The sequence below is a fragment of the Prochlorococcus marinus str. MIT 9312 genome (assembly GCF_000012645.1).
Classification (GTDB): Bacteria; Cyanobacteriota; Cyanobacteriia; order PCC-6307; family Cyanobiaceae; genus Prochlorococcus_A; species Prochlorococcus_A marinus_L.
The window spans coordinates 767,041-781,067 of the sequence record NC_007577.1 but is presented as its reverse complement, the minus strand read 5'-3'; the positions used below and the strand labels follow the sequence as shown (position 1 = coordinate 781,067).

Sequence of the window (14,027 nt, the reverse complement as noted above, 5' to 3'; positions counted from 1 at the left end):
AATTATGTTCAAATTTCTAAAAAATATCATGAATAATGAGGAACCAACTTTAAATAATGATATTAATTCAATTCATAGAATATTAAAAACAGATATTACGAGAAATCCTAATCCACAAGAAGAAGAAATAATATTTGGATGTGGTTGTTTCTGGGGAGCTGAAAAATGTTTTTGGAAACTTCCAGGAGTGGTCACAACCTCCGTAGGTTATGCTGGTGGAGATAAAAGCAACCCGACATATTATGAAGTATGTTCAGGTTTAACTGGTCATTCAGAAGTTGTGAGAGTGATTTGGAATAAAAGTGAAATAGACATAAGCGATTTATTAAAAATGTTTTGGGAATGTCATGACCCTACTCAAAAAAATAGACAAGGTAATGATATGGGTACTCAATATAGGTCAGCAATATATTTTAAAAAAGAAAATAATAAAAAAATCATAATAGCGAGTAAAGAACAATATCAAAAAGAACTAAATAAAAAAAATCTAGGTTTAATTGAAACCGAAATAAAAATGATTGATACCTATTTTTATGCAGAACAGTACCACCAACAATATCTTGCATCCCCAGGAAGTAGGCAGTATTGTTCTGCTTCGCCTACAAAAGTTAAGTTAGGAGATTTTCCTGGAAGTAAATATAAATTAAAAGAGCATATTTGGGAAAACTTTAATTGGCAAGTTGATAAATGTGTATTGAGATCTGATAACAATCCAATAAATAATAACATTTAAATCCATCTAATCTTTATAGTAATAAAACGGGGCGTAGCGCAGTTTGGTAGCGCACCACTTTGGGGTAGTGGGGGTCGTGGGTTCAAATCCCGCCGTTCCGATCACTTATCGTCATCATTTATAAGAGATCTGTATAGTTTATATGAACTTATGCCAACAGCTATGAAAGTAAAAGATGAAAAAAACAACAATACTAATATGGTAAGGTTTGAAACTTCAACTTCACCCAGTTGGAATGATATAAGAATATTCATTAGTCAAAATTTATTTTAAACATTAACATAATTGGATTTTTTTTTACAACGAACTATAAATTCAAAAGTATTACAAAACCAAATACAATGCGATAGATAATAAATAATTTCAAACCATTTGAAGAGAAATACTTTAATAAGAAATGGATAGCTAATAATGAAGACAAAAATGTCGTTGTAAGACCAACAATTAGAGGAAAAAAACTAAATGAAGAAAATGCATTAAAAGAAGAAATGAATTCAACAATAGCTGCAAAAGAGATAGCCGGCATGCCTAAAAGAAAGGAAAATTTTGCAGAATCACTCCTTCCCCAACCTGACAATAGAGCTGTAGAAATAGTAACACCTGATCTTGAAACACCTGGAAAAATAGCAAGGGCTTGAGAAAGACCTATCAAAAAACTATCTGAATACTTATGATTTTTTAAATTTATAGAGCCTTTTTTTGATCTATCAGCTATGTACATTAAAATAGCCATTAGGAAAGAAACTAATGCTATTGATAAATTTGAGCGAAAAATCTCATCAAAAAAATAAGGAACAAATAATTTTATTGTCCCACCAAGCAAAATAATTGGGATAGTACCAATAAAGATTGACCTCAATAACCTTTCATGTATTAAATAATCAAAAATTTTTTTTGATGATTGAATTTTTAATTTAAAAAAATCATTCCTAAAGTAACAAACTAGAGCCAAGACACTTCCCAATTGAATAATCGCAGACAAAGAAGGGCCTGGATCATCAATCCCAAAAAACACAGATATAACTTTTAAATGAGCAGTACTACTTACTGGGAAAAATTCTGTTAAACCTTGTATTAAGCCATATAAAAAAAATTTTAAATATTCCGAAAACATATAAACAAATAATTAATTACAAGCAATTTAGATTAAACAAGTAAAAACTAAAATATAAATTTATTTAGAATTTGAGAGCAAATGGAATTGTAGATTTGAGGGAAATGAAAAAATAAAATTACCTTTTAACATCATGAGCACAGCCATCACCCTTATAATTTTCACTTTCATAAAAATCATTTTTTGTGCCAAAATAAATCGTTAATAAAACGAATGGTAGGCTTAATATAAATAAAATAGTTGTTAAATCCATAATTAAATAGTTAAAATGATAATGCTAGAAAGAATTTAAATAAACACTTGATTAATTACAGTCAGGTTTAATAATCTTTAGGACACTTGATCCCTAAATAAAAGTAGGCTCCTAAACCAACAAAAGTAAAACACCCGCTAAACTGCATAAGGAACAAAACCTCCTATTGCAAAAGAAGAGAAATAATACATTTAAAATCTCAACTAGTTTGATAATATCAATAAAAAATTATTATTTGTAAAAAATTATGACTCTATGACAATTAGAGGACTTCTTTTCTAAGCAACTAAAGTCGAATCTTCATTATCAGCAGAAATTCTTATTCTCTCTTCCAACTTAGGACCATATAATTCATTTCCCCAGATTTCTACTCTTGAATCTTTTGGGGCCATAAAAGTAAGAATATCAGTTGGGAATAAAACTCTCTCTAGAAAAAAATTTGATGGACCAATACATCTCAATACAACCATTCTACAGCCATCATTTTTGTAAGAAAACTCAACCATCACTAAACAGCAATATATTGATAATTAAACACCATTTGGATCTATAAAAAATGTATAAAAAATTACTGAAAAAAAAATAGTTAGAAAATTCTACAAATTCAATCCAGCCTCAACTAAATTTCTTTCTTGATTAATTAATAGCAATGCATAAGAATTTATTACATCAAAACTTTTATGAGGGATAGAAACATTTAGCATTCTCAAGAAATTAGATAACTTTTCATCTTGAAGTGCGTTTCCTTTCTTTAAAAACATTTCTTTTTCTTGATTCGCCTTCCACTTATTCATATATTCAAATTTCGAAGGCTTTAAGTGCCAGATTTTATCAATTAAACTCCAGGAATCTAAATATTTTTTTAGATTATTTTGGATATTATATCTATAAGATAATTCATGAGGACTCAAATCTGATGAATTTATATTTTGGTAATTAACATCTCCAGGGAAAGGTTCTATTCCTAAAAACCATCCCTCAATAATTAAAATATCAGGCTTATCTAATCTCCAATGAGATCTATCTCCTAAACCATTCCTCAAAGATTTGTCAAAAACAGGAACATTTATTTCTCCATTTAATTTCCAATTTAACAGTTTTTCATGCATTAATTTTACTGAGTGACTACCAGGAAAACCTCTTGAGACATTCCAAGGGTTATTCTTAATTGCTAATTTCATTTCATCTGAAGGAAGATAAAAATCATCAATTGAAATAACAACAATTTTAAAATTTAATTTTAACGATATTGCTTCAAGCCATTTACCTAAAGTTGTTTTGCCTGTTCCAGGTAGAGCTGAGATCCCAATAATTTTTCGATCAGAAAAATTATTTTGAATTTTATAAGCCTGAGACAAAAGAGGTAAAGCTAAGCCCCAAATCCAATCATCATTAACTTTATTTTTCCAATATTGATCTATTGAAAGAATATTTTTTTGATTATTCCAAAAATTGAACCAATCATCTAAGGATTCCCAACCAATATCAATAATTAATTTTTCAAATTTATCAACAGGAAAATTAATATCTAAATGTTTCACTTTTCTAAATTAGTTCTAGCTTATTTATTAATTTATTGATTTCATTTTTCCAACCATATCCATTAGGCTCAGAAGCTAAAGTAAATTCAAAATCTTTTAATTGATCTAGTAAATTTAGGTTAGGTCCATCTATTCCTGGGATAACAATTCTAATATCTGAGTTTAAAAGTAGAGGCAAATCATTTGGAGAATCACCCAAACCTATAATTTTAATATTTTGAATATTTGAATATTTTTTAAGAGCATTTATAGCTTTTCCTTTATTAGAATTTGTAGATAATAAGTGACTCATTCTATTTCCCTTAAAGATATCAACTTTGTACTTTTTACAACAGTTATTAATTTTTTCTTCTAAAAAACTGGGCGGATTTAAAAAAGGCATACTCCAATGTCTATCTCGCATTAAGTTCAATGAATTGCCTTTCAAACCTGTAAGCTGAGTTGCTTCTTGATCATTGAGATTATTGAGAGGAATAAGTTTATAATCAATTTCTTTAGAAATAAAATTTAAGATTTCTTCAAGAAGTTCGTATTTTTTTCCAAGGATAATTTCTCCATTAACCTTTTTAAGAGATTCACCATATATTGCTGCACCATTTTCAACAATATAGGGATCTGTTAAATTTAGTTCCTTCCTAATAACTTTTACTTCAGATGCTGTCTTGCTTGTACAAAGGATTACAGGTATAGATTTATTTTTTAGTATTTTTATAGTTTCTTTGGCAGGTGTCAAATCATACGAGTGATCCATTAAAGTACCATCGACATCACTCACAACCCAAAGAGAAGAATCTTCAATCATTTTAAAAACCACCAAGCCAAATAACTTGAAAAGGATCAAGACTAATATTTTTCCAATTGTATTTAGTGGCTGTTAAAAAATCTCGCATATTAAAATCATTATCAATTATTTCTGGTAGATCATTATCGTTCAATTGATAATTAATTTTATTATCAGTCATATTATGGATTGCAAAAACAGATTCTGGACCATTACCTCTTTTGATTACGACAATATCGCTTCTACCTTTAGATAAACATTTCATTCCCGAGCAAGGATGAAATTGCTTTGATTGTGACCTGATATCCATAGCATTACGAAGATAATTTAAGTTTTTATTAGCCTTAGATTCAGGATTATTTAAAACAGATAAAAGATTATCTAATCTAAATTTTTCTCTATTGAGATCTCTTCTTTGACCTGTCATAGAAAAACTTTTGATATCATTTTCTGAAGCAAGTAATGCTGGCAAATAAAAGGCAGGGACTCCTTTCAAAGCCATTACTAATAATTGAGTCAAGATAAATCTCTCAAACTGGAATCGATTTGAATCTCTGCTGGAGTCTTCCATTGCGCTCCACCAACTAATATTCAATTCATAAGGTTTATCCTCACCATTTGATAAACGTCTATGACTTACTAATCCTCCTCTTTTCTCACAATTAATTAATAAACCTTTAATTCTCTGCTCATTCATTAGACCCTCAAGAGCTCTTAACCCAACGCCATCATGTGATGCAGTGAAATTAAAAAGAGTAGTATCGTCTGGCAATATTGGCCAATCTGAAATCCACAAGTTTAGAATATCGGCTCTTGAAGTAATAATTGCCTCTAGGAGAAGAGGAGGCAATGGAAAATTATATGCCATATGGGCTTCATTATCTGGAATAAGATAAGAGAGATTTTCCTTCTGAGGAACATTTGTTTCTGTTATTAAAACTCCATCGTCAAGAAGATTATTTAATAGAACTCTTAAAAGAGTTACTATTGAATGTGCTTTTGGCAAATGTAAGCATGTTGTCCCTGATTCCTTCCAAATAAAACCTACAGCATCAAGCCTCAACCATTTAATCCCATTAGATAAATAAGTAATAATTAAATTTAAGAACTCAAGAGTCATTTTTGGATTATGCCAATTCAAATCAATTTGATCCGGACCAAAAGTTGTCCAAACTTGTTTAGGACCATCTTCAGTATTTATTTGAGAAAACAAGGAAGAACTTCTTGGTCTAACTACATTTGACCAGTCAAGATTTTGTTCCGGTGAAAAAACATTTGATATTCCTGGTTCTTGGGATTTAATAAATTGTTGAACCCATGGGTGAGATGATGAAACATGATTTAGTACCAAATCAGCCATCAAAACATGATTTTTGGAAATACTTTTGAGATCATCCCAACCACCAAATTTTTCTTCTAGGGAATCATAACTTGAGACTGCAAAGCCTCCATCGCTTGTGGATTTCAAAAAAGGAAGAATATGTACAACTTTAGAAAGACTGCCAAAATGTTTAGTTAACAAATCTCGAAGAGTAATTAAAGTTTTCTCCCCATTTTTATAAATACTATCTGCATAAGTTATTAAAACTGAATGAGATTCATTCCACTTTTCGTTATCACTTATTTCTTCATAAGCAGATTTCTCTGAGAAATCATCTAAAATCTGTAATAATTGATTTGAAATAAAGTTAATTTCTTCTGTAGTATTACTTGAATAAATTGTTTTCAACAATTTATAAAGTTTTGATCTATCTAATTTTTTCTCTGAATCAATTTGCTTCACTTTGAAAAAATTGTCGAAGTATTAACACTATTCTGCACATCAATTAGAAAATGGACTTTCAACAAGGGTTAATCACAACAATACATGAATATGGAGTAACTAGCGATTTACTTAAAGAATTAAATAAAAGTCTTAAAAAAAGATCAACTAGCATTTTAATACCTTGCTTATATGAAGAATTTGAACGCCCAGCATTAAAAGATATAAGAGAAGTTTTAAAAAATCTTACAGGCTTAAATGAATTAGTTATTGCTCTCTCTGCAAAAACTGTTGAGCAAGTAAAGGCAGCAAAATTATTTTTTGACTCAATGCCATTCCCAGTTCACGTTCAATGGACTAATTCTCCTTCTGTAATAGAACTCTTAAAAAACCAGGAAAAAAATGGGTTAGAACTTTTAGGAACTCCAGGTAAAGGATGGGCTGTTTGGCAAGGCATAGGAGTTGCTACTAGAAAATCAGAAGTTGTTGCTCTTTTTGATGCAGATATAAGAACTTTTAGTCCTTTGTATCCTTCAAGGATGATACTTCCGCTTCTAGATGAATCATATGGAATATCTTACGTTAAAGCTTTTTACAGTAGATTATCATTAGAAACTAATCAATTACAAGGTAGAGCAACAAGATTATTTGTAGGTCCTTTATTAGCAAGTCTTGAGCAGTTAGTTGGGAAGGGTCCCTTTTTACAATATCTACAATCATTTAGATATCCATTGGCAGGTGAGTTTGCTTTTACTAAAGACCTTGCAATGAATTTAAGAATACCTTGTGACTGGGGTTTAGAGATAGGTTTATTATCAGAAGTTTATAGAAACGTAAGAACCTCAAAGATAGCCCAAGTTGACTTAGGTTTATTTGATCATAAACATAAGAATATTGGAGATTCTTCTAAAGAAGGATTACAAAAAATGTGTACAGAAATACTTTCAAGTGTTTTAAGAGGTCTCATGGAGCATCAAGCAGAGACCTTAACTAGCACTCAACTAGCAACATTAGAAGTTCTTTATAAGAGAGTTGGTGAAGATCGGGTAAAACAATTTGGGTTAGATTCAGCAGTTAATCAACTTCCATACGATAGGCACGAAGAAGAACTCTCAGTACAAAAATTTGCCAAACTATTGAGACCTGCAACAGAAGATTACCTAACTTGCCCTACTACACAGCAATTACCAAGTTGGTCGAGAGTTCTATCTTGTGAAAACAAACTGCAAGAGGATCTAGCTATCGCAGGGTCAAAAGACATAAAGGCAAGTGAAAAAGAATTAATTAAAAACTTCTAAAGCAAAAAATACCTCTGCGCCATTGGAACTTCATTAAGTGGCTCACAAGTAAGAAGTTCTCCATCGGAAAATACTTCGTAAGTTTCTGGATCAACTGAAATATTTGGCAGTTTACTATTAAGTTTTAAATGTGATTTATTGATACTTCTTGTGTTTTCTACAGCAATACAATTCTTTTGTAATCCTAATTTTTTTGGAATATTTTGATCAATTGAATTTTTACTTAAAAAAGTGAAAGAACTATTAATTAAGGATTGGCCGAAATTTGCAAACATAGGTCTTCCATGAACAGGTCCTGGAGTAGGAATTGAAGCATTTGCATCACCCATTTGGGACCAAACTATAGATCCCCCTTTAACAACTAATTCAGGCTTTACTGCAAAAAATGAAGGTTTCCAAAATACTAAGTCTGCAATTTTTCCCTTTTCTATGGACCCAACATATTTGTTAATACCATGAGCTATTGCAGGGTTAATTGTAACTTTAGAAATATATCTCTTAACTCTGTAATTATCATTCCTATCAGAATCTTGTGATAGCGGACCTCTTTGTAATTTCATTTTATGAGCAGTTTGGAAAGTTCTTGTTATTACTTCACCCACTCTTCCCATAGCTTGAGAGTCACTAGCGATAATTGAGAAGGCGCCCATATCATGTAGGATATCTTCCGCAGCAATAGTCTCTCTTCTGATCCTTGATTCCGCAAATGCTATATCTTCTGGAATTTTGGAATCTAAATGATGACAAACCATTAGCATGTCGAGATGTTCCTCTAAAGTGTTCGTCGTATAGGGTCTTGTTGGATTAGTACTACTAGGAAGAACATTTTTTTCACCACAAATTTTAATAATATCTGGCGCATGTCCTCCACCTGCACCTTCGGTATGAAAAGTATGAATTGTTCTTCCTGCAATAGCCTTGATGGTATCCTCAACAAAGCCTGCCTCATTTAACGTATCAGTGTGAATACAAACTTGAACATCAAATTTATCTGCAACATTTAAACAAGAATTTATGGTGGATGGAGTCGTTCCCCAATCCTCATGAAGTTTCAATCCACATGCACCAGCTTCAACTTGATCAATAAGATTTCTTCCATTTGTTGAATTTCCTTTACCAAAAAAACCTAAATTCATTGGAAATGCTTCTGCAGATTGAAGCATTCGAGAAATATGAAAAGAACCTGGGGTACAGGTTGTTGCATTTGTGCCAGTTGCGGGTCCAGTTCCTCCTCCCAACATAGTTGTAATTCCTGAAGCAAGTGCTGTCTCAATTTGTTGGGGACAGATAAAGTGAATATGGGTATCTATTGCCCCTGCAGTAAGAATATGACCTTCTCCAGCTATTACTTCTGTTGAGGCACCTATAACAATATCGACATTATCCTGAATATCAGGATTACCAGCCTTACCAATTTCAAAAATCTTTCCATCTTTAATTCCCACATCAGCCTTAATTATTCCCCACCAGTCCATGATCAAAGCATTAGTTATTACGGTATCTACAGCTCCATCTTCTCTTGTTACTTGAGACTGTCCCATCCCATCTCGAATAACTTTTCCTCCTCCAAATTTAACTTCATCTCCATAAGTAGTTAAATCCTTTTCTACTTCAATAAATAGTTCGGTATCAGCAAGCCTTACTCTATCCCCAGTAGTGGGCCCGTAAGTTTGAGCATAAGTATTTCTGTCAATTTTATAGGACATAATTTTAAGTATCTAAAGAACCGTTAACTAATGAATTAAAACCATAGGCATTTTTTAAACCTGAATATGAAACTAATTTGACATCTGTTGTATCTCCAGGTTCAAATCTAATTGCTGTTCCTGCAGGTATGTCAAGACGCATACCAAGTGTTATTTCTCGATCAAAAATTAACGCCTTATTAGCTTCGAAAAAATGATAATGAGATCCAACTTGGACAGGTCTATCTCCAGAATTCGAAACTGTTACTGTTTTAACTTCCTTACCAAGATTTAATTCGATTTCACCTTGTTCAGGAATTATTTCGCCAGGAATTAAATTACTCATATCTAATTAATCGGATTGTGAATAGTAACTAACTTTGTCCCATCAGGGAATACTGCTTCTATTTGGACTTCATGAACCATTTCAGGAATGCCCTCCATAACTTGTGATTTTGAAAGCCAGGTAGTTCCCTCTGACATTAATTGACTTACACTTTTTCCATCTCGAGCTCCTTCAAGAACTTGAAAACTTAGAAAAGCAATTGATTCAGGATAATTAAGCTTAAGACCTCGATTAAGTCTTCTTTCAGCCAAGAGCGCAGCAGAAAAAATCAATAATTTATCCTTTTCTTGAGGTGAAAGATGCATAATAAAAAATTAATCTATAAATTCTTAAAAAAGGTTCTCTCTGAACATAATTAATAATTCATAGAATCTTGTAAAGGCCATACACCTTGATATTTTGGCTCACAAAATCCACAAACAGACCTAATTTGTTTCCAAATACAAAAAAAACATTTCCTGGCTTCTTGAGAAGAACTTCCTAAGAATCTTACAGAGATTCCATTTTCAAGAATTCCAATTGATAAATGATTATCACTTTCTTTGAAAAATTTTTTTATATTTCCCACTAAATTATTTATTTTTAATTTTGAAAAATCTTTTTCACAAACCCAAATTAAGGATCCAAAAACGGGCATGTAGTCCATGCCTGACTTTGCCTCATAACTTGCTTTGGATAATTCAATTTGATCAACATATTCCCAATCATCATATAAATCATTATTTCGGATGATTTCTAATTTGGATCTAAAAACCCCACTCTCTATAGACTCACCAGAAGAAGATCTTCCAAGTCTTATTAAATCCGTAAATAAAAAACTTGAATTTTCCGAAATAAATACTTTAAACTTTTGATCGTATAAACCATTTGCAAAGATAATAGTTTCTTGGGGCAAATATTCTAAATGAGAATTATCAAGAATTTTTATATAATTTTTTTGTTTTGAAAAACTTCCTTTTGGATTAATTTTAGATCTTCCAACTGATCCATATACTTTCTGAGCTGAAGAAGTTGTCAACAAAACCTTAGAGTTTTTTTCAAGATTTACTTCAAACTGAAGTAAATCTCCTCCTACCAATCCCCCTGCAGTATGTAAAACGGGCAAAATACATCTGCCCTCTTCATCATGAGTAGACTTTAATAACTTATAAGGAGAAGTTGATTTAGATTTAAAGATTGTTTTATCAACATTTCCTATACTTGCTTTATTATTAAAAAAATTTAAGAAACAATTACCTTCCCATGAAGTTTTAATCATAAATTGTTTTCTTTAATTACTAAATTAAAGTAACCAAAAATTTTGATTATGAGAATGAATAAACAAATTGTTGTAACTGATTGGATTAAGGAAAAACCGAGATTAGGTTCATTTTTAAAACTAACTTTAACTTCAGATGAAAGAAAAATCTTACGAGGCAAAAGGTTAACTGATTGTGATCAAGAAATAATTTTACAATTACCCAGAAATGGCAAATTAAATGATGGAGATATTCTTTCAACTAATGAGTCCAATTTTTATGTAGAGATAATTGCCAAAACAGAAGATTTAATTGAGATAAGTTCAAATTCTAAAAATGAGCTTATTAAAACTGCTTATCATTTAGGAAATAGGCACGTAGAAGTTGAAATTGAAGAAGACATTCTTCTAACAAAAAGTGATTATGTTATTGAAAACATGCTTAAAAATTTTAAGGTTGATATTGTAAATACCCAAAAAAAATTTTCTCCTGAAAAAGGCGCACATAGTCATGACTAAAAGTCACTTATTAAAATATTTATTAACAAGCCCTAATTTACCAGTTGGAGGATTTTGTTATTCGGAGGGAATGGAGAGTTATCTTCATAATAAAAATTTAAATGACTCAAATTCAGTAAAAGAATTAATCATTAGTGAATTAAAAATTGGACAGATAAGACTAGATGCAAAACTATTATTAGATTTTTTTGATATTTTCAATGAGATAAACGACGGCAAAAATGCAAAAAGTAATTTGCAAAAGCTATTGAGTTTGAATAAATGGATCCTCTCATCAAAAGACTCTATCGAAATGAGAGAACAACAAACTCAAATGGCAAAATCTCTCTTTGATTTAACAAAAGAATTTGGATTTGAATATCTATATGAAAATAATAAAAAAAGTTCTTGGCCATTAGCGTGGAGTTGGGCTTGTTTTTGTTTTGAAATAACGAAGATAGAAATGGTTGAGAATTTTTTCTACGCGTGGAGTGCAAATCAACTAAGTGCAGCATTAAGAATAATTCCTATCGGTTCAACAAAAACACAATTAATTCAGAGAGACTTATTAGCAATAATTTCAAAAGTTTCTAAAGAAATTATGGACAAACAAATTGATGACATATATTTTGGCAATGTAGGTTTAGCTATGGCACAACAAAATCATAATGACCTTTATACAAAACTTTTTAGAAATTAATTTATGAGCAGTAAATTGAGGGTAGGAGTTGCTGGGCCTGTAGGTTCAGGAAAAACTGCATTATTAGAGACTCTATGCTTAAGCCTGAAAAACAATTATGAGATAGCAGTTGTCACCAATGATATTTACACCAAAGAAGATGCAAACTTTCTTATAAATAAAAAAGTTTTAGAAGAAGGAAGGATTATTGGTGTAGAAACAGGAGGGTGTCCTCATACAGCGATAAGAGAGGATTGTTCCTTAAATAAAAATGCAGTTTTAGATTTAGAAAATAGATATAAACCTTTAGATTTTGTTTTTGTAGAAAGTGGAGGTGATAATTTAGCATCTAGTTTCAGTCCAGAACTTGTAGATTTGTCAATTTATGTAATTGATGTATCTGCAGGAGACAAAATTCCTAGAAAAGGTGGACCAGGAATAACAAGGTCAGATTTATTATTAATAAACAAAATTGACTTAGCAGATATGGTTGGTGCAAATTTAAATATTATGAAAAGCGATACGGAATTTATGAGAAAAGGAAAACCTTGGTTTTTTACCAACCTAAGTACCGGCATAGGAGTTGAAGAAATAACTCGATTTCTAGAATCGCAAATACCCAACAATCAAAACTAGAAAAATGTTCATTACTAATATATTGGATTCAACAAAAAGTTACGGCTGATACAAAACGAATTCCCACTCATTAATAACTTTTACTTTATCCCCCTAATGAGGGTCAATTACCTAATTTATCCGAATTCATGAGAATTTCAAGGCGTATTTTGGCAGGATTAGCTACTGCCTCACTTGCTGTCACAGCAACTTCATGCGGTGGAGGTGGAACCTCCGGAAGTTTCGATGACACAGTAACCGTTGGTATTTTACATTCCTTATCCGGAACAATGGCAATTTCTGAATCAACTCTTGTTGATACAGAAAAAATGGCTATTGAGGAGATAAATGCTGCTGGTGGAGTAACAGTTGGCGGCAAAAGCTACAAAATAGAGTACATAGTTGAAGATGGTGCATCTGACTGGCCTACTTTTGCTGAAAAATCTAAGAAACTTATAGACCAAGACGGAGTTCCTGTCGTATTTGGTGGTTGGACATCTGCAAGTAGAAAGGCAATGTTACCAGTCTATGAATCAAAGGATGCCTTCCTCTATTATCCGATTCAGTACGAAGCACAAGAATGCTCTAACAACATTTTCTATACAGGAGCCACACCAAACCAACAGTCAGAACCTGCTACAGATTTCATGTATAAGCGTTCTCCAGCCGCCGGTGGAGATTTCTTCCTTGTAGGTTCAGATTATGTTTTCCCAAGAACATCAAACACAATTACAAAAGCTCAGGTAAAACAGTTAGGAGGTAAAGTTGTTGGAGAAGATTACCTTCCATTAGGTAATACTGAAGTTGCTCCAATTATCTCAAAAATTAAAAAAGCTTTGCCTGAAGGTGGAATAATCATCAACACACTGAATGGTGACCAAAACGTTGCATTCTTCAAACAGATCCAAGACGCAGGTATCACACCTTCAAGTGGCTACTACGTAATGAACTATTCGATTGCTGAAGAAGAGATTAGTACAATTGGTCCAGAGTTCCTTGAAGGTCACTACGGTGCCTGGAACTACATGATGTCAATTGATACTCCTGCATCAAAGAAATTTGCTAAAAGTTTTAAGAAAAGATGGGGAGCAGATCGTGTTGTAGCTGATCCTCAAGAATCTGCATATAACATGGTTTATCTATGGAAGCAGGCAGTGGAAGATGCTGGTACATTCGACGATAATGCTGTTAGGGAAGCCTTAGTTGGACAAAAATTTGATGCTCCACAAGGACCAGTCGAGGTTATGCCTAATCACCACTTATCTCAAACCGTAAGAATTGGTAAGATTAACGCAGAGGGAGGATTTACAATTCTTGAAGAGACAGGAGTTGTTCTTCCTCAAGCATGGAACCAAAAGCATCCAAGTTCCAAAGGATTTGCATGTGATTGGACAGATCCTTCAAAGGGAGAAAAGTATAAGCTTTAATCTAATTTAAACCTATACTTCAAAATAAAAGGAGGTTAACACCTCCTTTTATTTTATA

At 31.9% G+C, this 14,027-nt stretch carries 16 protein-coding genes and 1 tRNA gene; 7 read left to right on the top strand and 10 right to left on the bottom strand.

What is annotated here, in order from left to right:
- The first annotated feature begins 4 nt into the window (after positions 1-4).
- Together msrA and PMT9312_RS04320 are read left to right on the top strand one after the other, a co-directional pair.
- Positions 5-733 (top strand): peptide-methionine (S)-S-oxide reductase MsrA, encoded by a 729-nt coding sequence (gene msrA, locus PMT9312_RS04325; RefSeq protein WP_011376399.1) that lies wholly within the window; start codon positions 5-7, stop codon positions 731-733.
- Between the two features lie 27 nt (positions 734-760).
- Positions 761-834, top strand: a tRNA-Pro gene (locus PMT9312_RS04320).
- Here the strand turns inward: PMT9312_RS04320 and PMT9312_RS09750 are convergent.
- The 6 genes from PMT9312_RS09750 to PMT9312_RS04295 form a co-directional block, all read right to left on the bottom strand.
- Positions 835-987 (bottom strand): hypothetical protein, encoded by a 153-nt coding sequence (locus tag PMT9312_RS09750; RefSeq protein WP_193741850.1) that lies wholly within the window; start codon positions 985-987, stop codon positions 835-837.
- A gap of 53 nt (positions 988-1,040) precedes the next feature.
- The gene (locus PMT9312_RS04315) at positions 1,041-1,847 is read right to left on the bottom strand and encodes an undecaprenyl-diphosphate phosphatase (RefSeq protein WP_011376398.1); all 807 of its coding nucleotides are present in this window, start codon (positions 1,845-1,847) and stop codon (positions 1,041-1,043) included.
- 531 nt (positions 1,848-2,378) lie between these two features.
- Entirely contained in the window at positions 2,379-2,606 is a 228-nt protein-coding gene (locus tag PMT9312_RS04310; RefSeq protein ID WP_011376396.1) for a DUF1830 domain-containing protein, read from the bottom strand.
- 90 nt (positions 2,607-2,696) lie between these two features.
- On the bottom strand, positions 2,697-3,641 hold the full coding sequence (locus PMT9312_RS04305; RefSeq protein WP_011376395.1) for a kinase: 945 nt from the start codon (positions 3,639-3,641) through the stop codon (positions 2,697-2,699).
- 4 nt (positions 3,642-3,645) lie between these two features.
- Positions 3,646-4,443 carry a mannosyl-3-phosphoglycerate phosphatase-related protein YedP gene (gene yedP / locus PMT9312_RS04300; protein ID WP_011376394.1) on the bottom strand — a complete coding sequence of 266 codons (798 nt, stop codon included), beginning with the start codon at positions 4,441-4,443 and terminating at the stop codon, positions 3,646-3,648.
- Position 4,444: 1 nt separating this feature from the next.
- Complete coding sequence (locus tag PMT9312_RS04295; protein WP_011376393.1) at positions 4,445-6,205, bottom strand: sugar phosphorylase; 1,761 nt, start codon at positions 6,203-6,205, stop codon at positions 4,445-4,447.
- A gap of 50 nt (positions 6,206-6,255) precedes the next feature.
- Here PMT9312_RS04295 and PMT9312_RS04290 point away from each other — a divergent pair, with 50 nt between their 5' ends.
- Positions 6,256-7,482: a glycosyl transferase gene (locus PMT9312_RS04290; RefSeq protein ID WP_011376392.1), complete on the top strand. Its 1,227-nt coding sequence runs from the start codon at positions 6,256-6,258 to the stop codon at positions 7,480-7,482.
- Here PMT9312_RS04290 and ureC read toward each other — a convergent pair.
- Genes ureC through PMT9312_RS04270 form a run of 4 tightly spaced genes read right to left on the bottom strand, consistent with a single transcriptional unit; the run spans position 7,479 to position 10,771 of the window.
- Entirely contained in the window at positions 7,479-9,188 is a 1,710-nt protein-coding gene (ureC, locus tag PMT9312_RS04285) for an urease subunit alpha (RefSeq protein WP_011376391.1), read from the bottom strand. The genes PMT9312_RS04290 and ureC overlap by 4 nt on opposite strands.
- A gap of 4 nt (positions 9,189-9,192) precedes the next feature.
- Positions 9,193-9,513 (bottom strand): urease subunit beta, encoded by a 321-nt coding sequence (locus tag PMT9312_RS04280; protein ID WP_011376390.1) that lies wholly within the window; start codon positions 9,511-9,513, stop codon positions 9,193-9,195.
- 2 nt (positions 9,514-9,515) lie between these two features.
- Complete coding sequence (locus PMT9312_RS04275) at positions 9,516-9,818, bottom strand: urease subunit gamma (RefSeq protein ID WP_011376389.1); 303 nt, start codon at positions 9,816-9,818, stop codon at positions 9,516-9,518.
- A 50-nt stretch (positions 9,819-9,868) separates the two neighbouring features.
- Positions 9,869-10,771, bottom strand: a complete 903-nt coding sequence (locus tag PMT9312_RS04270; RefSeq protein ID WP_011376388.1) for an urease accessory protein UreD — start codon at positions 10,769-10,771, stop codon at positions 9,869-9,871.
- Between the two features lie 48 nt (positions 10,772-10,819).
- On the opposite strand from PMT9312_RS04270, the gene ureE reads away from it, so the two are divergent.
- The 4 genes from ureE to urtA all read left to right on the top strand — a co-directional run bounded on the left by ureE (position 10,820) and on the right by urtA (position 13,969).
- Positions 10,820-11,269: an urease accessory protein UreE gene (gene ureE, locus PMT9312_RS04265; protein ID WP_011376387.1), complete on the top strand. Its 450-nt coding sequence runs from the start codon at positions 10,820-10,822 to the stop codon at positions 11,267-11,269.
- Complete coding sequence (locus PMT9312_RS04260) at positions 11,262-11,948, top strand: urease accessory protein UreF (RefSeq protein ID WP_011376386.1); 687 nt, start codon at positions 11,262-11,264, stop codon at positions 11,946-11,948. Before ureE ends, PMT9312_RS04260 begins: the two co-directional genes overlap by 8 nt.
- A gap of 3 nt (positions 11,949-11,951) precedes the next feature.
- Positions 11,952-12,563 carry an urease accessory protein UreG gene (ureG, locus tag PMT9312_RS04255; protein WP_011376385.1) on the top strand — a complete coding sequence of 204 codons (612 nt, stop codon included), beginning with the start codon at positions 11,952-11,954 and terminating at the stop codon, positions 12,561-12,563.
- A gap of 128 nt (positions 12,564-12,691) precedes the next feature.
- Positions 12,692-13,969 (top strand): urea ABC transporter substrate-binding protein, encoded by a 1,278-nt coding sequence (urtA, locus tag PMT9312_RS04250; protein ID WP_011376384.1) that lies wholly within the window; start codon positions 12,692-12,694, stop codon positions 13,967-13,969.
- Positions 13,970-14,027: the final 58 nt, after the last annotated feature.

Coding starts and splice junctions, on each gene's coding strand:
- msrA (WP_011376399.1), top strand. CDS start 5: ATGTTCAAATTTCTAAAAAATATCATGAATAATGAGGAACCAACTTTA.
- PMT9312_RS09750 (WP_193741850.1), bottom strand. CDS start 987: ATGAATATTCTTATATCATTCCAACTGGGTGAAGTTGAAGTTTCAAAC.
- PMT9312_RS04315 (WP_011376398.1), bottom strand. CDS start 1,847: ATGTTTTCGGAATATTTAAAATTTTTTTTATATGGCTTAATACAAGGT.
- PMT9312_RS04310 (WP_011376396.1), bottom strand. CDS start 2,606: ATGGTTGAGTTTTCTTACAAAAATGATGGCTGTAGAATGGTTGTATTG.
- yedP (WP_011376394.1), bottom strand. CDS start 4,443: ATGATTGAAGATTCTTCTCTTTGGGTTGTGAGTGATGTCGATGGTACT.
- PMT9312_RS04290 (WP_011376392.1), top strand. CDS start 6,256: ATGGACTTTCAACAAGGGTTAATCACAACAATACATGAATATGGAGTA.
- ureC (WP_011376391.1), bottom strand. CDS start 9,188: ATGTCCTATAAAATTGACAGAAATACTTATGCTCAAACTTACGGGCCC.
- PMT9312_RS04280 (WP_011376390.1), bottom strand. CDS start 9,513: ATGAGTAATTTAATTCCTGGCGAAATAATTCCTGAACAAGGTGAAATC.
- PMT9312_RS04275 (WP_011376389.1), bottom strand. CDS start 9,818: ATGCATCTTTCACCTCAAGAAAAGGATAAATTATTGATTTTTTCTGCT.
- PMT9312_RS04270 (WP_011376388.1), bottom strand. CDS start 10,771: ATGATTAAAACTTCATGGGAAGGTAATTGTTTCTTAAATTTTTTTAAT.
- ureE (WP_011376387.1), top strand. CDS start 10,820: ATGAGAATGAATAAACAAATTGTTGTAACTGATTGGATTAAGGAAAAA.
- PMT9312_RS04260 (WP_011376386.1), top strand. CDS start 11,262: ATGACTAAAAGTCACTTATTAAAATATTTATTAACAAGCCCTAATTTA.
- ureG (WP_011376385.1), top strand. CDS start 11,952: ATGAGCAGTAAATTGAGGGTAGGAGTTGCTGGGCCTGTAGGTTCAGGA.
- urtA (WP_011376384.1), top strand. CDS start 12,692: ATGAGAATTTCAAGGCGTATTTTGGCAGGATTAGCTACTGCCTCACTT.